The organism is Lamprocystis purpurea DSM 4197 (genome assembly GCF_000379525.1).
GTDB lineage: Bacteria > Pseudomonadota > Gammaproteobacteria > Chromatiales > Chromatiaceae > Thiodictyon > Thiodictyon purpureum.
In genome coordinates, this window is record NZ_KB902498.1 from 126,413 (window position 1) to 148,402 (window position 21,990).

15 protein-coding genes, 1 tRNA gene, 1 other RNA gene and 1 pseudogene are annotated in these 21,990 nt (G+C 62.4%); 16 read left to right on the top strand and 2 right to left on the bottom strand.

The features are described from left to right. Nucleotides 1-13 precede the first annotated feature (13 nt). The 4 genes from A39O_RS36655 to brxL are packed head-to-tail and all read left to right on the top strand — an operon-like array spanning nt 14 to nt 10,114. The gene (locus tag A39O_RS36655) at nt 14-4,240 is read left to right on the top strand and encodes an Eco57I restriction-modification methylase domain-containing protein (protein ID WP_020505454.1); all 4,227 of its coding nucleotides are present in this window, start codon (nt 14-16) and stop codon (nt 4,238-4,240) included. Next, on the top strand, nt 4,237-5,730 hold the full coding sequence (locus A39O_RS0114865; RefSeq protein WP_020505455.1) for an RNA-binding domain-containing protein: 1,494 nt from the start codon (nt 4,237-4,239) through the stop codon (nt 5,728-5,730). The genes A39O_RS36655 and A39O_RS0114865 overlap by 4 nt, the downstream gene beginning before the upstream one ends. Further along, entirely contained in the window at nt 5,717-8,062 is a 2,346-nt protein-coding gene (gene pglZ / locus A39O_RS0114870) for a BREX-1 system phosphatase PglZ type B (protein WP_020505456.1), read from the top strand. Before A39O_RS0114865 ends, pglZ begins: the two co-directional genes overlap by 14 nt. A 3-nt stretch (nt 8,063-8,065) precedes the next feature. Beyond that, complete coding sequence (brxL, locus tag A39O_RS0114875) at nt 8,066-10,114, top strand: BREX system Lon protease-like protein BrxL (protein ID WP_020505457.1); 2,049 nt, start codon at nt 8,066-8,068, stop codon at nt 10,112-10,114. A gap of 62 nt (nt 10,115-10,176) precedes the next feature. Here brxL and ssrA read toward each other — a convergent pair. After that, nucleotides 10,177-10,532: a transfer-messenger RNA gene (gene ssrA, locus A39O_RS38515) on the bottom strand. Nucleotides 10,533-10,868: 336 nt separating this feature from the next. Beyond that, nucleotides 10,869-11,345 carry an SsrA-binding protein SmpB gene (smpB, locus tag A39O_RS0114880; protein ID WP_020505458.1) on the bottom strand — a complete coding sequence of 159 codons (477 nt, stop codon included), beginning with the start codon at nt 11,343-11,345 and terminating at the stop codon, nt 10,869-10,871. Between the two features lie 83 nt (nt 11,346-11,428). Here smpB and tpiA point away from each other — a divergent pair, with 83 nt between their 5' ends. The 12 genes and pseudogenes from tpiA (at nt 11,429) to nuoI (ending at nt 21,951) form a co-directional block, all read left to right on the top strand. After that, complete coding sequence (gene tpiA / locus A39O_RS0114885) at nt 11,429-12,193, top strand: triose-phosphate isomerase (RefSeq protein WP_026199426.1); 765 nt, start codon at nt 11,429-11,431, stop codon at nt 12,191-12,193. Nucleotides 12,194-12,270: 77 nt separating this feature from the next. Further along, nucleotides 12,271-12,493 (top strand): annotated as a pseudogene (secG, locus tag A39O_RS43375) (preprotein translocase subunit SecG); the annotation flags it as partial. Between the two features lie 439 nt (nt 12,494-12,932). Then, nucleotides 12,933-13,017 (top strand) — tRNA-Leu (locus A39O_RS0114895). Nucleotides 13,018-13,194: 177 nt separating this feature from the next. Continuing rightward, nucleotides 13,195-13,551, top strand: coding sequence for an NADH-quinone oxidoreductase subunit A (locus tag A39O_RS0114900; RefSeq protein ID WP_020505461.1), 357 nt, complete (start codon nt 13,195-13,197; stop codon nt 13,549-13,551). After that, on the top strand, nt 13,542-14,018 hold the full coding sequence (locus A39O_RS0114905) for a NuoB/complex I 20 kDa subunit family protein (RefSeq protein WP_026199427.1): 477 nt from the start codon (nt 13,542-13,544) through the stop codon (nt 14,016-14,018). The genes A39O_RS0114900 and A39O_RS0114905 overlap by 10 nt, the downstream gene beginning before the upstream one ends. A 25-nt stretch (nt 14,019-14,043) precedes the next feature. Then, the gene (locus tag A39O_RS0114910; protein WP_026199428.1) at nt 14,044-14,757 is read left to right on the top strand and encodes an NADH-quinone oxidoreductase subunit C; all 714 of its coding nucleotides are present in this window, start codon (nt 14,044-14,046) and stop codon (nt 14,755-14,757) included. Further along, a complete protein-coding gene (locus tag A39O_RS0114915) occupies nt 14,750-16,009 on the top strand; it encodes an NADH-quinone oxidoreductase subunit D (protein WP_026199429.1) in 1,260 nt (419 codons plus the stop codon). The genes A39O_RS0114910 and A39O_RS0114915 overlap by 8 nt, the downstream gene beginning before the upstream one ends. Then, nucleotides 16,009-16,536, top strand: coding sequence for an NADH-quinone oxidoreductase subunit NuoE family protein (locus tag A39O_RS0114920; RefSeq protein ID WP_020505465.1), 528 nt, complete (start codon nt 16,009-16,011; stop codon nt 16,534-16,536). Before A39O_RS0114915 ends, A39O_RS0114920 begins: the two co-directional genes overlap by 1 nt. Before the next feature lie 5 nt (nt 16,537-16,541). Next, nucleotides 16,542-17,825 carry an NADH-quinone oxidoreductase subunit NuoF gene (gene nuoF / locus A39O_RS0114925; RefSeq protein ID WP_020505466.1) on the top strand — a complete coding sequence of 428 codons (1,284 nt, stop codon included), beginning with the start codon at nt 16,542-16,544 and terminating at the stop codon, nt 17,823-17,825. 191 nt (nt 17,826-18,016) lie between these two features. After that, nucleotides 18,017-20,392, top strand: a complete 2,376-nt coding sequence (gene nuoG / locus A39O_RS0114930; protein ID WP_020505467.1) for an NADH-quinone oxidoreductase subunit NuoG — start codon at nt 18,017-18,019, stop codon at nt 20,390-20,392. 13 nt (nt 20,393-20,405) lie between these two features. Then, nucleotides 20,406-21,440 (top strand): NADH-quinone oxidoreductase subunit NuoH, encoded by a 1,035-nt coding sequence (nuoH, locus tag A39O_RS0114935; protein ID WP_020505468.1) that lies wholly within the window; start codon nt 20,406-20,408, stop codon nt 21,438-21,440. Nucleotides 21,441-21,459: 19 nt separating this feature from the next. Further along, nucleotides 21,460-21,951: an NADH-quinone oxidoreductase subunit NuoI gene (nuoI, locus tag A39O_RS0114940; RefSeq protein WP_020505469.1), complete on the top strand. Its 492-nt coding sequence runs from the start codon at nt 21,460-21,462 to the stop codon at nt 21,949-21,951. Nucleotides 21,952-21,990: the final 39 nt, after the last annotated feature.

Here is a 21,990-nt window from a genome sequence, read left to right on the forward strand (position 1 = left end):
CCAGACGCCATCGATGGGCCAATGCACGAACCAAAAACAGGACAGCGCAGTGAGACCCCTAGAGAAGAGCTTCCGCATCCACCTCGAACGCACCGTCAAGTCCGCCCGCGGCGTGGCCGAAGCCGCCGCCCGCGCGGCCTTGGAGCAGCTCGGCGTGGGCGAGGCCGCGCCCCCCGCCTACCTGGACGAACTCAGCCGCGCCCTGCGGCGTCGCTTGCGCGCCCACGGGCGTCAACTGGGCGATGCGCTGAACGGCGGCAAGGCGCAAACCATCGACCACCTGGTGCAAGAAGTGGCCTACCAGCACTGGCACCGCATGCTGTTCGCCCGCTTCCTGGCCGACAACAACCTGCTGATGTACGACGGCGTGGCCGTCACTCTCCCAGAGTGCGATGAACTGGCGTCCGACGAAGGCGCCAAGAGCGGCTGGGAACTGGCGGGCACGCTGGCCGCGAGCATGCTGCCGCAAATTTTCCGCCCCGACTCTCCTGTGTACGAGCTAAGCCTGCCTCAGGAACATCAACATAAGCTGGAGACGCTGCTGGTTAATTTGCCCCCGGCCATTTTCTTGGCTTCAGACTCACTGGGGTGGGTTTACCAGTTCTGGCAGGCCGATACCAAAGACCAAATCAACAAGTCGGGAGTGAAGATCGGCGCGGATGAGCTGCCGTCCGTCACGCAACTGTTCACCGAGGATTACATGGTGGACTTCCTGTTGGACAACACGATGGGTGCATGGCACGCCGGCAAAGTCCTCGCCGCGAATCCCACGCTGGCCGAGAACGCCCAGAGCGAAGACGAACTTCGTCAGGCCGTCGCGTTGCCGGGCTGTCCGTGGAGCTATCTGCGGTTTGTAGCCAGACCATGTGTAGCCAGACCGTCCCGGTCTGGATCTGCGTTTTCAGAAGAACCAGACCGGGACGGTCTGGCTACGACCGGTCTGTCTACGACCGGTCTCGATCCTTCTTCGCTCGTGATCGCCTCCGGCGAAAATCTCCCGCATTGGACCTGCGATCAGGCCGTTTACCACGTCTCGTTCCGGCTCGCGGATTCCGTCCCGCAGGCCAAACGCGAAGAATGGATCGCCGAGCGCGAACGTTTGGCCGAGAACGCCAAACGGGCAAACCGCGAGCTGACTGCCGAAGAGGAGGACAGAATCCGGTTCCTTTACTCGGAGCGAATCGAGAAGTTCCTCGATACAGGCCACGGCGACTGCCTCATGAACCATCCGCCGATCGCCGAACTTGTGGCCGGCGCCTTGCGCCACTTCGACGGTCAGCGCTACTCCCTCCACGCGTGGTGCGTCATGCCCAACCACGTTCACGTGATCGTGGAACCGCTCCCGGGTCATGACCTCTCCAACATCATCCACTCGTGGAAATCCTTCACCGCCCATGAGATCAACAAGCGGCTCCAACGTCGCGGCGATGTCTGGCAACACGATGCTTACAACCACATCATCCGTTCGGAAAAGGAATACCGCTTTCAAATCGCCTACGTCTGGGAAAATCCCGACAAGGCCGGGCTGACCGATTGGGTAGCCAGAGCGGTCGTAGCCAGACCGTCTGTAGCCAGACCGTCCCGGTCTGGGGAAGTAACCAGACCGTCCCGGTCTGAGGAATTAACCAGAGCGTCTCGCTCTGATTCGGAAGAAGAAAACCAGACCGGGACGGTCTGGCTACCCGCCTGCACCTTCGACGGCTGGCCGAAGACGGCGAAGGAACTCAAATGCCTCGACCCCTGCATGGGCAGCGGCCATTTCGTGGTAGCCATGTTCGAGCGGCTGGTCGCCTTGCGCCTGGCGGAAGAAAACCTCGACGAGGCCTCCGCCGTGGCGACCGTCATCCGCGACAACCTGTTCGGCCTGGAGATCGACCCGCGCTGCACCCAGCTCGCCGCCTTCAACCTGGCGCTGGCCGCCTGGCGGCGCGTGGGCCACTGCAAGCTACCGGCGATGAACCTGGCCTGCTCCGGTCTCGCGCCGAACACCCGCGAAGCCGACTGGCTGGCGATGGCCGGCGACGACGAGCAGCTCAGGAACGGCATGGAACGGCTTTACCGGTTGTTCCAAAAGGCGGCGATGCTGGGCAGTCTCATCAATCCGCGCGCCAGCGAGGGCGATTTGCTGGAGGCCGGATTCCATGAACTCCAGCCGCTGCTGGAAAAGGCGCTGGCGCAGGAGGCCGCGGACGACACCGCGTATGAAATGGCTGTGACTGCGCGGGGAGTGGCTAAGGCGGCGGAGATTCTCGCCGGACAGTTCACGCTCGTCGCTACCAATGTGCCTTACCTTGTTAGTGGAAAGCAAAGCGATTCCCTTAAAGATTTCCTCGTGGCGCATTTCTATTCGGGCCGTTCTGACTTAGCCACGGCGTTTGTTCTACGAACCGTCCAATTTTGTAGCAAAGGTGGAACTGCCGCACTTGTTACCCCGCAGAATTGGCTGTTCCTCGGTTCTCATCGCAATCTTCGCGAGGAGCTACTTGCCAAAGCAAAGTGGGAAGCCGTCGTGCGACTCGGTGCAGGGGCTTTCGAGACCATCACGGGTGAGGTGGTCAATGTTGGGCTCGTTTCTTTTTCGGAAACACTTCCCAGCAAGAGCAGTTCGTTTCTTGGAGTCGATGTCACCGGGCAGGACTCGGTAGCCGGAAAAGAACTGGCACTGCGATCAGATCCAATCGCCCACTTCGCACAATTGGCACAACTTGAAAACCCGGACGCACGCGTTCTATTCGAGGAAGCCGGGAAGCTTAAACTGCTTTCGGATTATGTAGTTTGCCATCAAGGGCTGGCTACTGGCGATCTACCTCGGTCCGGCGCACGGTTTTGGGAGATACCGCGATTCGACCCTGCTTGGATTCCGTGGCAAGGAACTGTCGACAGCACGTGCGATCACGGCGGACGCTCTGGCGCGCTGTTATGGGAAGGCGGGTTCGGCCAACTCCACGCTTTCAATGAGGCACACAAAGCAGTCCGCAAGAACACGCATCTTCGTGGTGTGCATGTTGTTGGGAAATCGGCGGTTGTCATCGCACAGATGGGAAGGCTTCCGGCGACTCTCTACAGCGGGGAGCGCTATGACGACAATATGACGGTCTTGATGCCTAACGACTCCGCGATTTTGCCCGCCATTTGGGCGTATTGTTCCTCCAAGGAATATGGGAAGGTGGTTCGACAACGCGATCAATCGCTGAAAGTCCCAGCAAACACCCTCGCGAAAGTGCCCTTCGATCTGGCTCACTGGCAGACGGTGGCGGCGGAGAAATATCCGCACGGCTTGCCGAAGCCGTTTTCCAGTGATCCGACGCAATGGCTGTTCGACGGGAATGTAGCCAGAGCGTCCCGCTCTGGGTCCGACAACGATCCAGACCGGGACGGTCTGGCTACTCTCCAAGTGGCCGTGGCGCGCTTGCTCGGCTACCAGTGGCCGCGCCAGACCGGCTCCAGTTTTCCCGATTGCCCGGCGCTCGGCCCGGATGGGCTGGAACGCCATGCCGACCAGGACGGCATCGTCTGTATTCCGCCGGTAGGCCGTGAAGCATCCGCCAGCGATCGCCTGTTGAACCTGCTGGCCGCCGCTTATGGCGAGGCCTGGATCAACGAGACCCTGTCGCAATTGCTGGCGGGGGCTGATCACGCCGGCAAATCGCTGGAGACCTGGCTGCGTGACAAGTTCTTCATTCAGCACTGCAAGTTATTCCACAACCGACCCTTTATCTGGCACATTTGGGATGGTCTGCGCGATGGTTTTTCCACTCTGATCAATTACCACAAGCTGGACTATAAGGCGCTCGAATCCCTGATCTACACCTATCTGGGTGACTGGATCAGCCGTCAGAAGCAGGACATCGCAAGCCATGTCGACGGCGCCCAGGAGCGCCTGGCTGCGGCCGAGGCCCTCAAGAAAAAGCTGGAGCTGATCCTCGCCGGCGAAGCGCCCTACGACATTTTCGTGCGCTGGAAACCGCTGGAACAGCACCCCCTCGGCTGGCACCCCGACCTGAACGACGGGGTACGGATGAACATTCGCCCCTTCCTCACGGTGCCGGACGTAGGCAAGCGCGGCGCCGGCGTGTTGCGCGACAAGCCGAACATCAAGTGGGAGAAGGACCGTGGCAGCGATGTGCCCTCGGCCCCCTGGTACGAACTTGGCCTGCACTACGGAGGCAAGGCCGGCGACCGCATCAATGACCATCATCTGACGCTGGCCGAGAAGCGCGCCGCACGGGATGTGCCATGAAGAAGCAGGATCTCCTGGAGCTGATTGCCAACGGTGAAAACTCCGGGGTCGAGTTCAAGCTGGATACGGTTCGCCCGGAACAGCTTGCCAAAGAGGTCGTGGCGCTGGCCAATCTCAAGGGTGGCTATATCCTGCTGGGGGTGGCCGACGACAAGACCATTGCCGGAATCACCCGGGAGAACCTGAGCGAGTGGTTGGCCGATACGGTTTTGGCTCGCTATGTTCATCCGGTGATCTTGCCGTATTACGAGGAAGTGCTTCTGGATGACGGCAAAGTGGTGGCCATCATCACGATCGGGCAGGAGGTCTCGAAACCCTATGTCGTCCGCGCCAATGATCGGGAAACGGCCTACGTCCGCATTGGTTCCATTTCTCGCCAGGCAACCCGGGAACAACTGTTGATGCTGGGCTCCGCCAGCGGATTCATCCACGCGGAGATCATGCCGGTGCAGCGGACGCACTTCGACGCCCTCGACCGATCGCGCCTGGAAAATTATCTCAGAGAGATCCTCAAGGATCCGGATGTCCCCGAAACCCGGGATGAATGGATTGCGCGTTTGAAGGCACTGGGGTTGATGACCGAAGGCCCTGCCGGGGCGTCTGTCTGCACGATTGCCGGTCTGGTCCTGTTTGGTATCCGCCCCCGACAGGTCCTGAAACAATCCGGGCTGCGCCTGATGTTCTTCAATGCGCTGGACAAGATCTATCAGGCGCAATTGGACAAGGTCTTGGATGCCCCTCTGGTCGGCCGATTTCAGGTTGGACAAGCAGGCAGGAGTCTGATCGATGCCGGATTGATCGAGAAGGCGCTGGAATCGATGGAACCCTTCGTGACGCGGGAGTCCGACACCATCGACGCACATTTCCGTCGGGACAAACAGTGGTTGTATCCCTTCGAGGCGCTGCGGGAGCTGTTGATCAACGCGCTGGCGCATCGTGACTGGACCCGTTTTGGTGATGTGGAGATTGTGGGTTACTCGGATCGTCTCGAGATCACCAGCCCCGGATCCTTGCCCAATGCCATGACGGTCGAAAAGATGCTGGCCGGGCAGCGTTCCGCCCGCAATCCCATCGTCGTGGAGGTGCTTCGGGATTACGGCTATGTCGATGCACGCGGAATGGGGGTCCGCGCCAAGGTGGTGCCGGCCCTCAAGGCGAGTGGGGCGAGCTGGCAGGTGGAGGCCACCGAGGATTTCGTGAAGACGACCGTCGGGAAAGCCACTGTAGGTGCCGTTGTGACCGGTGAGCGGCCAGGATCGGTGTCAGAACCTGTGGTGGAGCGTCGGGAAAGCGTCGGGAAAGCGTCGGGAAAGATTCTGCAACTTTGTCGTGAAAGGCCCGCTGTGACCATCCCGGAGTTGGCTGAGTTGATTGGGATTACCGAGCGATCCGTGCAACGAAACATCCAGAAACTGCAACAGGACGGATGGCTGCGACGCGTCGGGGGGAGAAAGACTGGCTACTGGGAGGTGACGCATGAGGGTGCTTGATCATTTACTGGAAACCGTCCGTGGTGCAGCCGTATTCAACCCAGAGGTCCAGGTCGCACCCGCGTGCATCTTGTGGCCCGATAAAGACCGCCAGTGGGAGGCGGTGATTCCGCGCCTGCAAAGTGAGCTGGGCGAACTGCTGGTACTGGGCGACTACGCACCTGAGAAGCGCGTCGGGCCAGCCATTTGGCTGCGTTGCGTAATCGCCGGCAAGGCGCCGGAGGTCACCCCGGCGGACGACCGGGTGCCGGTGTTCTACTTGCCTGGAGTCAGCCGCCAGGACTTGCGGGCGATCGAAGACTGTCCGGACCTGCTGAAGCCCCTGGCTGAATTGCAGTACCGGGGCCTGATCTGGTCGCAGGCGAACGCGAAAGACTGGACCATCATGGCCTTCCTGAAGTCGGACCAAGGCGGCCTGGGCCTCGATGTCGCCCAGGACAACGAAGCCAAGAACGCCATGCAACTGGCGCTGTACCGTCTGCTGGATGAAGACCTTGAGCTGTTGAAGGGCAAGCGGCTGGACAGGGACTATTTCAACACCCTGCTGACCGGCGGCGACCCGGTGCGCGACCTGCTGCAGTGGCTGGATTTGGGCGACGCGTTTCAAACCACGCGCGGCGCCAACGAGTGGAAGGCCTTTGTGGAGGTCTGCAAGTCACAACTGGCGTTCAATCCGCAGGCCGATGGCGTCCTGGCAGGTGCCGCCAAGTTGGCCATGCATGAGGGGCCTTGGCATTCGGTGTGGGAGCGGTACCGCGAATCACCCAAGCGCTACCCGAACATCCCGAGTCGAATCCGCCAGTGCAAGCCGCCCGATCTGGGCCTCTTCGACATCCCTGCGGAAAAGCTCAGCGGTTGGCCGCAATGGAACGAGGAGCAGGAGAACTCGCTCCGGTATGCTTTGCTGGCTTTGAACCACCTGCCTGCGCATGACGCCAGGACGCGGGTGTTGGAGCTTGAGAAATCCCATGCGCCTCGCCGGGAGATGGTCTGGGCGGAGTTGGGCGACTCGCCACTGGTACAGGCCGCCAGGCACCTGGCGGTGGTGGCGGAGGTGACCAGGACGGCGCTCGCGGCTGGCTCGGTTGCGGACTTGCAGGCGGGGTACGCCACCCATGGCTGGCGCGCCGACGATGCGGTGCTTTCGGCGCTGGCGTGCGTTAACAAGGCGGCCGACGTTGATGCGGTGACGGCAGCCATTCGGGCGATCTATCTGCCCTGGCTGGAAGCGTCCGCGCGCTACCTGCAAGAACTGCTGGAGGGTGCGGTCTACCCTGGCGGACGGATCGCTGAAGCCCCCGCCTTCTATAAGGTCGACAGGCAATGCGTGCTGTTTGTGGATGGCCTGCGCTTCGATGCGGCTCGCCGACTCTCGGCCAGTCTGGAGGCGCGCGGTTGGCAGGTGGCGGAAACCATGGGCTGGACGGCGTTGCCCAGCGTCACCGCAACCGGCAAGGCGGCCGCGTCACCGGTGCGGACCAAGATCAGCGGCACCGATGACTGTGATGACTTTGAACCTTGTGTCGCCGCCACGGGCCAGTCGCTCAAGGGCGGTTACCACCTGAAGAAACTGCTGAACGACAACCACTGGAAGGTGCTGGACCGCACCGAGAACGGTGACGGCCAGGGCAACGCGTGGTGCGAATTTGGCGACATCGATAGCGAGGGACATACGCGCGGCTGGAAGCTGGCCAAGCACATCGACCCGCTTCTCGCAGAAATTGCAGAGCGCATCGCCGCCTTGTTGGCCGCGGGCTGGAACAGCGTTAGGGTGGTGACCGACCACGGCTGGCTACTCATGCCGGGCAGGTTACCCACAATTCAGATGTCGAACGACCTCACCGACAACAAATGGGGGCGTTGCGCCTCGATCAAGTCGGGCGCTTCCACCAGTGAGCGTTTGTACCCCTGGTTCTGGAACCCGAATCAGCAGTTCGCGCTGGCCGACGGGGTGAGTTGCTACGGCAAATCGGTGGACTACAACCATGGCGGCTTGAGCCTTCAGGAATGCCTCGTCTTGGATCTGGTGGTGACCCGCGGCGGGAGCACATCCGGCCAGCAGGTGGCCGAGGTGACTGACATTGCCTGGAAGGGCTTGCGCTGCACGGTTGGGGTGGACGGCCAGTACGCCAATCTGTGTCTGGACATTCGCACGCAAGCGGGTGACCCGGCGTCCAGCGTGGTCGTGAGCGTGAAGCCGCTCAAGGGCAACGGCACCGCATCGGTGGTTGTCGAGAACGAAGAACTGCAAGGTCGCGCGGCGTTCCTGGTCCTGCTCAGCGCATCGGGCGAGCTGGTGGCGGAGGCAAACATCGTGATCGGTGGAGGATGATGAATGATTGAACTGGATCAGATAGACAAAACAGCCGCCTCGGTACTGGACGGATATCTGGTCCGGAAAGACTTGGTCCGTACCTTCAGCCGGCAATTTCCGGTCCCCACCTACGTGGTGGAGTTCATGCTCGGGCGCTATTGTGCCAGCACCGATCAGGAGGAGATCGACGAAGGGCTCGAGATCGTCCAGCGCCAGTTGAAGTCCCGCACGGTGCGCGCCGGCGAGGAAGAGTTGTTCAAGGCCAGGGCGCTGGAAACGGGCGAGGTGAAGATCATCGATCTTGTCACGGCGCGCGTGGATAACAAAGGCGAGTACGTCGCCAGTCTGCCGAGTCTGCGCCTGACGGATGTGCGCATCAGCAGCGAACTGGTCAACCAACATGAACGCATGTTGACCGGCGGCTTCTATGCCGAGTTGGGGGTGACGTTCGATGTGGCTATCGCCCAGGAAAGTCGGGGTCGCCCCTTCGGGATCACCTCGTTGCGGGAAATTCAGCTATCCAAGCGGGATGTCCTGGACACGCTGGCCAAGGCGCGCCGAGCGTTCTCGACCGAAGACTGGAAAGGCTTTCTGCTGCGGTCCATCGGCATCGAGCCGGGCGGGTTGAGCCATCGGCAGAAGAACGCCCTCCTGCTGCGGATGGTGCCGTTCGTGGAGCGCAATTATAACCTGGTTGAGCTCGGGCCGCGCGGGACCGGTAAGAGCCACTTATTCCAGCAGGTTTCCCCCTACGCTCATCTGGTCTCGGGTGGCAAGGCCACGGTCGCAAAGATGTTCGTTGAGAACACCGCCAAGGGGCGGCGGGGGCTGGTCTGTCAGTTCGACGTGGTCTGCTTCGACGAGGTGTCCGGCATTTCCTTCGACCAAAAGGATGGCGTGAACATCATGAAGGGCTACATGGAATCGGGCGAGTTCAGCCGGGGCAAGGAGAGCATTCGCGCCGACGGCAGCATCGTCATGCTGGGCAACTTCGATGTCGATGTCGAACACCAACAGCGTATCGGACATTTGTTCGGTCCGATGCCGCCCGAGATGCGTAACGACACCGCCTTCATGGATCGCATCCATGCTTTCTTGCCCGGCTGGGATGTGCCCAAGATCAACCAAGACCTGGTGACGGACCATTTCGGCCTGGTCAGCGATTTCCTCTCCGAATGCTGGGGCCAGCTGCGCACCCAAAGCCGAGTGAGCGAATTGCAGGGTCGCGTCTATTATGGCGGGGCGCTGTCGGGTCGGGATACCAATGCGGTGAGCAAGACGGTCAGCGGCCTTTTGAAGTTGCTCTATCCGAGTGCCGATGACCCGGTGCCGGACGAGGATCTGGAATGGGCCGTGCGCATCGCCATGGAAGTGCGCCGCCGGGTAAAGGAGCAACAAAAACGCGTGGGTGCGGCGGAGTTCCGTAATACCCATTTCAGCTACATCCTGGGCGAGGATGGTGTCGAAAAATTCGTTTCCACGCCCGAGTTACAGAGCGAAAACAGCGTCGGAGGCGATCCGCTGGAGCCAGGCCAGGTCTGGACGATCAGCCCCGGGGGCGGAGAGGAAAACTCCGGACTGTATCGGATCGAGGTCAACGAAGGTCCCGGCTCAGGGGTGAAGGTGCTCAATAAGCCCATCCCTCCGGCCTTCCGCGAGAGCATCGGATTCGCCGAGCAGAATCTCTACGCCAGATCGCAGCAAATGGTCGGAGACAAGGACCCCAGGCACCACGAATTCACAGTACAGTTGCGGGCCTTCGATGCAGCGAAGTCCGGTGCGAAACTCGGCGTTGCCGCACTGGTCGCCCTCTGCACGTCACTGCTGAAGCGGAGCGTTCGCGGCGGCCTGATCATCCTCGGCGAGATCAACCTGGGGGGCTCCATCGAGCCTGTGCACAACGCGGTTTCGATTGCCGAGATCGCTGTCGAAAAAGGGGCGACATCCCTGTTGATGCCCGTGTCTTGCCGGCGCCAGTTGGTCGATTTGTCTGATGATATGGCAACCAAGATCGACATCCAATTCTACTCTGATGCCAGAGACGCGCTCATTAAAGCCATGGCCGAGTGATCCAAAAGAAGAAGACGTGGGCATAAAAAAACCCCAACCGAGACCGGTTGGGGTTCTGTGCTTGGTGGAGGCGGCGGGAATCGAACCCGCGTCCGCAAGCCCTCTGCCGTTGGATACTACATGCTTATCCTTTCTATTATTTTTAACCTTCCCGCGCCCGAAAGGCAGGACGCACGGTCGGCGATTCCGTTAGGTTTTAGCAGCTCAGGTCCGGACTCCCGTCGCCGCGATCCTATGTGTTGTTACCCCTGGAACCCAGCACCCACAGGCAAGTACTGGCCAGAGGCCCGCTGGGATTAAGCAGCGAGAGCGTAGTTGTCGTCGTTGGCAACTAGAATTTGCGGACGGTTTTACGAGGTACCCGCACCTCGGCATGCACCTCGAGTTTCGCGACCCACGTCGAAACCAAGTCGCCCCCAAGTGTTACTTTAGACTATAGGGGCTCGGGGGCGCTTCGGCAAGTCCGCAGCAGTTCTAAATTTGGGCGGCATCGCGCGACCCCTGGTGGATGCGGCGCGCCCGACCGCCGTGCCGAGTCCCTGCCACCGAGCGGCGCGCCTTATCCACCCTACAACGGAGCAGGTTTCGTAGGGTGGATAAGCGCAGCGCATCCACCATCGGCCTCGCTGCCGACACGCTTTTTGGCGGCGGCTATCCAAATTAGGAACTGCTGGCGTGACTTTAACGCGCCCTGGACTGTTCGGAAGGGGTTTCACCGAGGTCCCGCTCGGTTTATGCTCATCTCCGGCCGGCCTCAGCCGGACTTGAACAGCCGCTCCTTCTCGCGCTGCCAGTCCTTGTCCTTCTCGCTGGCGCGTTTGTCGTGCAGCTTCTTGCCTTTGGCGAGTCCGATCTCCAGTTTAGCCCGGCCGCGCTTCCAGTACATGGCGGTCGGCACCAGGGTGTAGCCGGCGCGCTCGGTCTGACCGATCAGGCGGTTGAGTTCGGAGCGCTTGAGCAGCAGCTTGCGGGTGCGGGTCGGATCCGGGCTGATGTGGGTGGACGCGGTCGGCAGCGGCGAGATGTGGGAGCCGATCAAAAAGGCCTCGGCGTGGAGGATTTTGACGTAGGCCTCCTTGATTTGCAGACGCCCCGCGCGCAGGCTCTTGACCTCCCAGCCTTCGAGCGCCAGGCCGGCCTCGATGCGCTGCTCAATGTGATAGTCATGCCCCGCCTTCCGATTGAGTGCGATGGTGGAGCTGCCGTCGGTTTTTTTCTTGCCCTTGCTCATGCGCGCAGTTTACGGCAAGGTTTCGGTTGATTTCCACGTCTGATCCGGATAAATTGCCGGGCTCTATTTTTGGGAGATTCATGATGCGCCAGCCACTGATTGCCGGTAACTGGAAGATGAACGGGACCAAGGCCAGCGTCGAGCGGCTCTTGGCCGATGTCGTCGCTGGCGCTGGTGCCATCCAGCGTAGCGAAGTCGCGGTTTGTCCGCCCTATCCGTTCCTGCAGATGGCCGCGCAGGCGCTGGCCGGCAGCAGTGTTCGTCTGGGTGCGCAGAACCTCAGCACCGAGGCGAGCGGCGCCTTTACCGGCGAGGTCGCCGGCCCCATGCTGGCCGAGTTCGGCTGCAAGTATGTCATCGTCGGCCACTCCGAGCGGCGGGCGATGTACGGCGAGGACGATGCGCTGGTCGCCAAGAAACTGGCCGCGGCGCACGCGGCTGGCCTGACGGCGATCCTGTGTGTGGGCGAGACCTTGGAAGAGCGTGAGCGCGGCGACATGGAAAAGGTGGTTGGCGGCCAGATCGACGCGATCATCCAGATCAGCGGGATCGGCGCCTTCGACGTCCTCGAAGTGGCTTACGAGCCCGTGTGGGCGATCGGCACCGGGAAGACGGCAACGCCCGCCCAGGCCCAGGAAGTCCATGCCTTCATCCGCAACCGGTTGGCCGGCCATAGTGCGCCGATTGCGGCGAAGACGCGCATTCTGTACGGCGGCAGCATGAAGGCCAGCAATGCCCTGGAGTTGCTGTCCCAGCCGGATATCGACGGCGGCCTGATCGGTGGCGCCGCTCTGGTCGCCGCGGATTTCCTGGCGATCGCCAAGGCGGGCGATACCGCGGCGCAGTAGCACGCGGTGCTCTGACCGGTTGTTTTGCGACACCGGTCAGATCATTGCCAACAGGATTATTTCCGAGCCCTGATGTTATGCAGACCATCCTGACCGTCGTTCAAGTGTTTCTGTCGCTCGGCCTGATCGGTCTGGTACTGATTCAGCACGGGCGCGGCGCCGATGCCGGCGCGGCCTTCGGGGCCGGGGCCTCGGCGACTGTCTTCGGCTCGCGCGGCTCGGGTTCGTTCCTGTCGCGTGCGACGGCGATTATTGCGGCCCTCTTCTTCCTAACCAGCATGGCATTGGCGTATTATGCGGCCAAGGGCGGGAAGCCGGCGGGGTTGATGGAGTCGGTCGATGGAACTGTGGTCTCTGCTGAGGCGCCTATCCCGATTCCGGTCGAAAAGGCGACGCCTAAGCCGTCGCCCAAGCCGTCGCCCAAGCCGTCGGAAGTTCCGGTCGTCCCCGGCGTCGTTCCGGCATCGGATAGTTCGGATGTCCCCGCAATTCCGGGCATCGTTGCACCGGTAACAGCGGCGCCGCCGGTCGCCGATGTTCCACTGATCAAGGTGCCTGAGGCGGTCGCGCCGCCTGCACAGTCGCCCTTGCCGATCGAGGCGCAGCCGTCGGGAGACGTGCCGATGGTGCCGGCGCCGAAAGTGGAAGCGATTCCGGACGCGGTGCCCGCGGTCCCGGTCGGTGACCCGGATGCGCCTCCGACAAAGTGATTTGACAGACCTGAGGTGAACAGTTTTTAGCCGACGTGGTGAAATTGGTAGACACGCTATCTTGAGGGGGTAGTGGCGTAAGCCGTGCCAGTTCGAGTCTGGCCGTCGGCACCATCAAACCTAACGGCATGTCACGCGAGTGACCTGCCGTTTTTTTTTCGGTTTTCTAATCAGTTGAATGGCAATGCGTATCCCGCGTAGTTACTGTTGACTTAGTGCGCAATCGCACATTAGACTCGTCAGACAGAACCGTGAAACGCGAAAACATAACAACCACGGTGCGGAGTGACAGTGCTCGATAACTATCTTCCCATCCTGATCTTCATCATCGTCGCCGTGCTCGTGGGTGCCGGGGCGATGCTGCTTGGCGTCGTGCTTGGTCCGCGTCGCCCATACGCGGAGAAGGACTCGCCCTACGAGTGCGGCTTCGCGGCCTTTGAAAGCGCGCGCATGAAATTCGACGTGCGCTACTACCTGGTCGCCATCCTCTTTATTCTGTTCGACCTGGAGATTGCGTTCCTCTTCCCCTGGGCGATCGTGCTGGGCGATCTTGGGGTCTACGGATTGTGGGAGATGGTCATCTTCCTGGCGATTCTGGTGGTTGGTTTTGTCTACGAGTGGAAAAGGGGGGCGCTGGAATGGGAATAGAGGGCGTTCTCGAAAAAGGCTTCGTCACGACGACAGCCGACCAACTGATCAACTGGGCGCGTACCGGCTCGATGTGGCCGATGACCTTCGGGTTGGCCTGCTGTGCGGTCGAGATGATGCACGCCGGCGCGTCGCGCTACGATCTGGACCGCTTCGGCATCGTCTTCCGGCCAAGTCCGCGCCAATCCGACGTGATGATCGTCGCCGGCACCCTGGTCAACAAGATGGCCCCGGCCTTGCGCAAGGTCTATGACCAAATGGCGGAGCCGCGGTGGGTGATCTCCATGGGTTCCTGTGCCAATGGCGGCGGGTATTACCACTACTCGTACGCGGTGGTGCGGGGGTGCGACCGCATCGTGCCGGTGGATGTCTACGTTCCCGGTTGTCCGCCGACCGCCGAGGCCCTGTTGTACGGCATCCTCCAGCTCCAGAACAAGATACGCCGTACCAGTACCATCGCCCGCTGAGCCCGTCCGCTTGTACCGAGGACCCATGGCAATAGATACATCGATCCATAACGGCAGATGCGGCGCTTTGGCGACGGCTCTGGCCGCGCACTTGGCCGACCATGCGTGCGAGACCCTGATCGCGCATGGCGAGGTGACTTTGGTCGTCCCGGTCGGACACTTGCTTCCGGTCTGTCGGATCCTGCATGATCACGCGGACTTCCGGTTCGAGCAGTTGATCGATGTCTGCGGGGTCGACTATGCGGCCTACGGTCAGGCCGAGTGGGAGACCGTGGAGGCTTCGAGCACGGGCTTCGGGCGCGGGGTCGATCGCGACCTCGACTTGGCGGTCGACGACCCGCAACGCTTCGCGGTGGTCTACCACCTGCTGTCCCTGGCGCATAACCGGCGGCTGCGGCTGCGGGTCTACGCGGGCGGCAGCGCGCCCGTGGTGGATTCCGTCCTGCCGGTGTGGGCGTCGGCGAACTGGTTCGAGCGCGAGGCGTTCGATCTCTTCGGTATCCTCTTTCGCGGCCATCCGGATTTGCGCCGTATCCTCACTGACTATGGCTTCATCGGACACCCTTTTCGCAAGGACTTTCCCATTTCCGGCCATGTAGAGATGCGCTATGACCCGGTCCAGGGCCGCGTGGTCTACGAGCCGGTGCAGATCGAACCGCGCGTGCTGGTGCCCAAAGTGATTCGTGAGGATGGCCGCTACGCCGCGCACCAGCCGGCGCCGGGGGTGGGCAATGCCTGAAATACGCAATTACACGCTGAACTTCGGTCCGCAGCACCCGGCGGCTCATGGTGTGCTGCGACTGGTGCTCGAATTGGACGGTGAGGTGATCGAGCGCGCCGACCCCCACGTCGGCCTGCTGCACCGGGGAACTGAAAAGCTGGCCGAGACCAAGCCCTATAACCAAAGCATCGGCTACATGGATCGTCTGGACTATGTGTCCATGATGTGTAATGAGCATGGGTACGTGCGGGCCATCGAGAAACTGCTCGGCGTCGAGGTTCCGGAGCGCGCCCAGTACATCCGCACCATGTACGATGAGATCACCCGCATCCTGAACCACCTGATGTGGCTCGGGGCCCATGGTCTTGACATCGGCGCCATGTCCGTCTTTCTGTACTGCTTCCGCGAGCGTGAAGACCTGATGGATTGCTACGAGGCGGTCTCCGGGGCGCGCATGCACGCCACCTACTACCGTCCCGGCGGGGTCTATCGGGACCTGCCGGGGCTGATGCCGCAATACCAGGCGGGCGGTACCAAGTGGCACAGCGGCAAGCACCAGGCCCAGCGCAACGACGCGCGCCATGGTTCGCTGCTGGACTTCATCGAGGACTTCACCAACCGCTTCCCGGCCTGTGTGGACGAATACGAGACCCTGCTCACCGACAATCGTATCTGGAAGCAGCGCACGGTCGGGATCGGCGTGGTTTCTCCGGAGCGGGCGCTGCAACTGGGTTTCACCGGTCCGATGTTGCGTGGTTCCGGCGTGGGGTGGGATCTGCGCAAGAAGCAGCCCTATGCCGCTTATGCGCTGATGGATTTCGATATCCCGGTCGGGGTCAATGGCGACAGCTATGACCGCTACCTGGTGCGCGTCGAGGAGATGCGCCAATCCAACCGCATCATCCGTCAATGCGTGGATTGGTTGCGCACCCACCCTGGGCCGGTCGCGGTGGATGATCATAAGGTGATGCCGCCGAGCCGTGAGGCCATGAAAGAAGACATGGAAGCCCTGATCCACCACTTCAAGCTGTTTACCGAAGGCTACTGCACCCCGCCCGGCGAGGTGTATGCCGCGGTGGAAGCGCCGAAGGGCGAGTTCGGCTGCTACATCATCTCCGATGGCGCCAACAAGCCTTATCGGCTCAAGGTCCGTGCCCCCGGATTCCCCCATCTGGCCGCGCTCGATGAGATGGCCAGGGGCCATATGCTCGCGGATGTCGTGGCCATTATCGGGACTCTGGATATCGTATTCGGGGAGATCGATCGCTGATGAGTTTTCGCAACGCCCCCTTAGGTGTGATTCACGACCGGGACAAGTCGACCCTGTTCACGTCCGAGATCCGTGCCGCGATCGACACCCATATCGCCAAATACCCGCCGGAGTGGAAACAATCCGCTGTGATGCCGGCCCTGACGCTCGTCCAGGAGGCGAATGGCGGTTGGTTGACGCGTGACCTGATGGACGCGGTCGCCGTTTACCTGGATATGCCGGAGGTCGCCGTCTATGAGGTCGCGACCTTCTACAGCATGTATGATCAGACGCCGACCGCGAAGCATAAAGTCTGTGTCTGCAACAGCATTTCCTGCATGCTGAACGGCTCCGAGGAATTGATTCATCACATCGAGCACAAGTATCAGGTCAAGCCGGGTCAAACCACCGCGGACGGCCGTTTCACGTTCAAAGAAGCGGAGTGCCTGGGAGCCTGCCGGGACGCACCGGCGGTGCTGATCGGCAAGACCTACTACGAACATCTGACGCCGGATGCCTTGGACCGGTTGATCGAGGGGCTCGAGTAACCATCATGGCGGCACAACAGAATACGGTTTGCTTCCGCACCATGCATCTGCCCGCGGCCGAGCGCTTTACCCTGGCGGCCTATCGCAGTCTGGGCGGCTATGTGCAATGGGAGCGCATCCTGCGTGAAAAGCTGGACCCGGCGACCCTGATCGAGGAACTCAAGCTGTCCAATCTGCGCGGTCGCGGCGGCGCCGGCTTTCCGACCGGGCTGAAATGGAGTTTCATGCCGCGCAGCGCGCCGGGTCAGAAATACATCGTCTGTAACTCAGACGAGGGCGAACCCGGCACCTGCAAAGACCGGGACATCCTGCGCTACAACCCCCACCAGTTGATCGAGGGGATGGCGATCGCCGGCTATTGCATCGGCGCCACGGTCGGTTACAACTACATCCGCGGTGAGTTCTACGAGCCCATCGAGCGCTTCGATGGCGCACTGCAGGAGGCCTATGCCGCCGGGCTGGTTGGTCGCGATATCCTGGGCTCCGGGGTGGACTTCGATCTATTTACCCATTTGGGCGCGGGGGCCTACATCTGCGGCGAGGAGACGGCGCTGCTGGAGTCGATTGAAGGCAAGAAAGGGCAGCCGCGTTACAAGCCGCCCTTCCCGGCGCAGGTGGGTCTCTACGGCTGTCCAACCACGATCAACAATACCGAATCGCTGGCCTCGGTGCCGGTGATACTGGAGAAGGGCGGCAAGTGGTTCCTGGAGCAGGGACGGCCCAATAATGGCGGGCTCAAGCTCTTCTCCATCACCGGGCATGTGAATAATCCGTGCAATGTCGAGGTCCCGCTGGGCACGCCGTTCCGGGACCTGCTGGCAATGGCCGGCGGGGTCAAGGACGGAAAAGGGCTCAAGGCGGTGATCCCGGGCGGATCCTCGGTGCCGGTGGTGCCGGGCGAGATCATGATGCAGACCGACATGGACTATGACAGCATCGCCAAGGCGGGGTCGATGCTGGGCTCGGGGGCGGTGATCGTGATCGCCGAGGGCACCTGCATGGTGAAGGTCCTGGCGAACCTGTCCAATTTCTATATGCACGAATCCTGTGGTCAGTGTACCCCCTGCCGGGAGGGTACGGGCTGGCTGGCGCGGGTGGTAGGGCGCATTGCCGCCGGTCAGGGTCGCGCACCGGACTTGGACCTGCTCGAGAGTGTCGCCGGCCGTATCGGCGGGCGCACCATCTGTGCTTTGGGCGACGCCGCGGCGATGCCGGTGCAGAGTTTCCTCAAGCATTATCGGGCCGAGTTCGCGCACCTGATCGAGCACGGAGTCAGTCAGGCGGCCTGATCGTTCCGAATCGCGGTAGCAATCCCGGTTCCTGGCCGGGTCCTGAGGCTGGCGGGCAGTGCGCCCGCGAGCGGTGAAGAAACGCGGGGTGGTCCGGCACGGTTGCGGAACACCCCATACCCTTCGGAGTTGTGCCGCATTGGGGCGCGGGTTCGCGTGACCCGGCGTGCGGCGCCGACTGAGAGACCGGAATGACGGATAAGCTTACCATCGAGATCGACGGTCGCGCCTGCGAGGCGGCGCCGGGCGAGATGATCATCGCGGTCGCGGACCGTGAGGGTATCGCGATCCCGCGTTTCTGCTATCACAAGAAGCTCTCCATCGCTGCCAACTGCCGGATGTGTCTGGTGGAAGCGGAGCAGGGCGGGCGTCCGTTCCCCAAGCCGGTGCCGGCCTGCGCCACTCCTGTTGGCCCCGGCATGAAGGTGCAGACCCGTTCCCCCAAGGCCATCGAGGCTCAACAGGGGACCATGGAGTTTCTGCTGATCAACCACCCGCTGGACTGTCCGATCTGCGATCAGGGCGGCGAGTGTGAGTTGCAGGATGTCGCCATGGGCTACGGGGACGGCCTGTCGCGCTACAGTGAGGGTAAGCGCGTCGTCATGGACGAGGATTTCGGTCCCCTGATCGCCACCGAGATGACCCGATGTATTCACTGCACCCGCTGCGTGCGCTTCGGGGCCGAGATCGCCGGGGTGCGTGAACTGGGAGCGACCGGGCGCGGCGAACACATGCGCATCGGAACCTATGTCGCCCACACCATTGCCCACGAGTTATCGGGCAATATAATCGACCTGTGTCCGGTGGGTGCCCTGACCTCCAAACCCTACCGCTTCACCGCGCGTGCCTGGGAACTGACCGAAGCGGACAGCATCGCCCCGCACGACGGGGTCGGCTCGAATGTGCAGCTCCATATTCGCCGCGGTCAGGTCATGCGCGTCCACCCGAGGGACAACGAGGCGGTCAACGAGACCTGGATTTCGGACCGCGACCGGTTCAGCTATGCGGGACTGCACGCGGCGGACCGGCTGACGCACCCGCTGGTGCGGCGTGACGGCGCCTGGGTCGCGGTTGAATGGACCGAGGCGCTGACGCTGGTGGCCGAGCGGCTCAAGGCCGCCGACGCCGCCCGGACCGGCTGGCTGATCGCGCCCAATGCGACCTTGGAAGAGATGTATCTGGCGCAGGCGCTCGCGCGTGCGCTGGGTTGTCCGAATATCGATCACCGTCTGCGTCAGCGTGACTTCCGCGGCGATAGCGCGGATCCGCTGCTGCCCTGGCTCGGGGTGCGTATCGAGGAACTGCAGTCGCGCGAGGGCGTCCTGCTGATCGGCAGCGATATCCGCCCGGAGCAGCCGATGCTTGCGCACCGCCTGCGCAAGGCGGTCCTGGCTGGCGGTCGGTTGGCCCTGGTCAACCCCTATCGACTCGACTTGACTCACCCCGCCACCCAATTGGTCGTCAATCCCGATGGGATGGTCGACGCCTTGATCGGCATCGCCGGCGCGCTGGACGCCAGGGTGACCGGGCCGCTACGCGATCGGATCGCCCGCGTTGCCCCGACACCGACGCAGCAGGCGGTTGCCGCGTCGCTCAAGGCCGCCGGCGCCAACGGCAAGGGTCTCGTCCTGCTGGGTGCGCTGGCCGCGGCCCACCCGGACTTCACGGTGCTGAAGGCGCTGTCCTATGCCATTGCCGCGGCGAGCGGTTGCCAGGTGGGCTATCTGCCGACCGCGGCCAACAGCGTCGGCGCCGCGCTGGCCGGAGCCTTGCCGCAGGTGGGGCCGGGCGCCCGACCGGCCGGTCAGGTTGGTCTTCCGGTCGCTGAGATGCTGGCCGCGCCCTGTTCGACCCTGGTCCTCTGGGGGCTGGAGCCGGACCTGGACCTGGGCAATCCGGCCCAGGCCATGGCGGCACTCGGCCAGGCGGACTGCGTGATTGCGGCCAGCGCCTTCCGCTCGCCCGCGCTGGAAGCGGTCGCGCAGGTGATGCTGCCCATCGGCGCCTTTACCGAGACCTCCGGCACCTATGTCAACGCCGACGGCGTCTGGCAGAGTTTCCAGGGTGCGGTGGCACCGCCGGGAGAGGCCCGGCCCGGTTGGAAGGTGCTGCGCGTCCTGGGGAACCTGCTGGCGCTTCCTGGTTTCGAGTACAGCGATACGGCGGCTGTCCGCGCCGAATTGGCGGCCTGCTGTGAGGGTGTCCAGCCCGACAATACTCCGGCGGGTGATCTCAGTGGGGTGCCGCCGGTCGGGGTCGGGGCGGGACTGATGCGCATCGGCAATGTACCGATCTATGCACTCGATGGCTTGGTCCGCCGGTCACCCGCGCTCCAGCGCACCCCCGCCATGGGCGCCTTCAGTGTCTCGTTGCACCCGGAGCAGGCGTCCGCCCTGGGTCTGACGGACGAGGATCACGTGGAGGTTCGACAAGGCGAGGTCGGGGTACGCGCCCCGGTCATCCTGGATGATCGGATTCCCCTGGGCTGCGCGCGAATCCCGGCCGGGGTCGCGGGCAGCGAGTCTCTGGGCGATCAGATCGCCCCCGTCAGCATGACCAAGGCCTGAGGAGTCGAAGCCAATGATCGAGCTTTGGAATATGCTGCCGCTGGTGATCCAGATCCTGCTGAAGATCATCGCGATCGTGCTCCCGCTGCTGGGCCTGGTGGCCTACTACACCCTGGCCGAGCGCAAGGTCATCGGCTATATGCAAGTGCGCATCGGGCCGAACCGGGTGGGTTGGCGCGGTTCGCTGCAGCCCATCGCGGACGCGGTGAAGCTGATGATGAAGGAGATCGTGTTGCCCGCGAAGGCCGACAAGACGCTCTTTCTCATTGCCCCACTGCTGTCACTGACGCCCGCACTGGCGGCCTGGGCGGTGTTTCCATTCGATGCCGGCCTGGTACTCGCCGACATCCACGCCGGTTTGCTCTATATTCTTGCCCTGACGTCCCTGGGGGTCTACGGGATCATCATCGCCGGCTGGGCCTCGAATTCGAAATATGCCCTGCTCGGGGCCATGCGCTCGGCGGCGCAGATCGTCGCTTATGAGATTGCCATGGGCTTTGCGCTGGTGGGCGTGCTGGTGGCCGCGGGGAGTCTCAACCTGGGCGAGATCGTCGCCGCGCAAAGCGGGAATGTCTTCACCTGGTTCTGGCTGCCGCTGTTGCCCCTGTTTGGCGTCTACGTGATCTCGGGGGTGGCCGAGACGAATCGTGCTCCGTTCGACGTGGCCGAGGGTGAGTCGGAGATCGTTGCCGGGTTCCATGTGGAATACTCGGGTATGGCCTTCGCGGTGTTCTTCCTGGCCGAGTATGCCAACATGATCCTGATCTCCGCGTTGACGGCGATCCTGTTCATGGGTGGCTGGCTGTCGCCTCTGCCGCAGGCCTGGGCATCCGGGGTCTTCCTGCTGGATGACGGCTTCCACTGGCTGTTGCTCAAGACATTCTTCTTCATGTTCCTGTTCCTGTGGCTGCGCGCAACCTTTCCGCGCTACCGCTACGATCAGATCATGCGTTTGGGGTGGAAGGTCTTCATCCCGATTACGATCGTCTGGATTCTCGTGGTCGCCGTCGGCGTGGTCGCGAAAATGCCGCCTTGGTGGTCCGCTTGATGTCGCGGGGGAATGACCGATGCTGAAGACCGCGCGTGCCTATGTGCAGAGCCTGCTCCTGTTCGAGCTGTTCAAAGGGATGCAGTTGACCGGTGCTTATCTTTTCAAGCGTAAGTTCACCGTTCAGTATCCGGAGGAGCGGGCGCCGATTTCGCCGCGGTTCCGGGGGCTGCATGCCTTGCGCCGCTACCCGAACGGTGAAGAGCGCTGCATCGCCTGTAAGCTGTGCGAGGCGACTTGCCCGGCCCTGGCGATCACCATCGAGGCCGAGCCTCGCGCCGATGGATCGCGGCGCACCACGCGCTATGACATCGATTTGTTCAAGTGCATCTACTGCGGCTTCTGCGAGGAGTCCTGTCCGGTGGACTCGATCGTCGAAACCGGTATTTACGAGTATCACTTCGAACAGCGCGGCGAGAACATTATGACCAAGGAGAAACTGCTCGCCGTCGGCGACCAGTACGAGGCGCAGATTGCCGCGGCGCGGGCCGCGGATGCGCCGTATCGCTAGCCGGGATAGCGGACCGACCAGAACCTGTATAGCGCACGA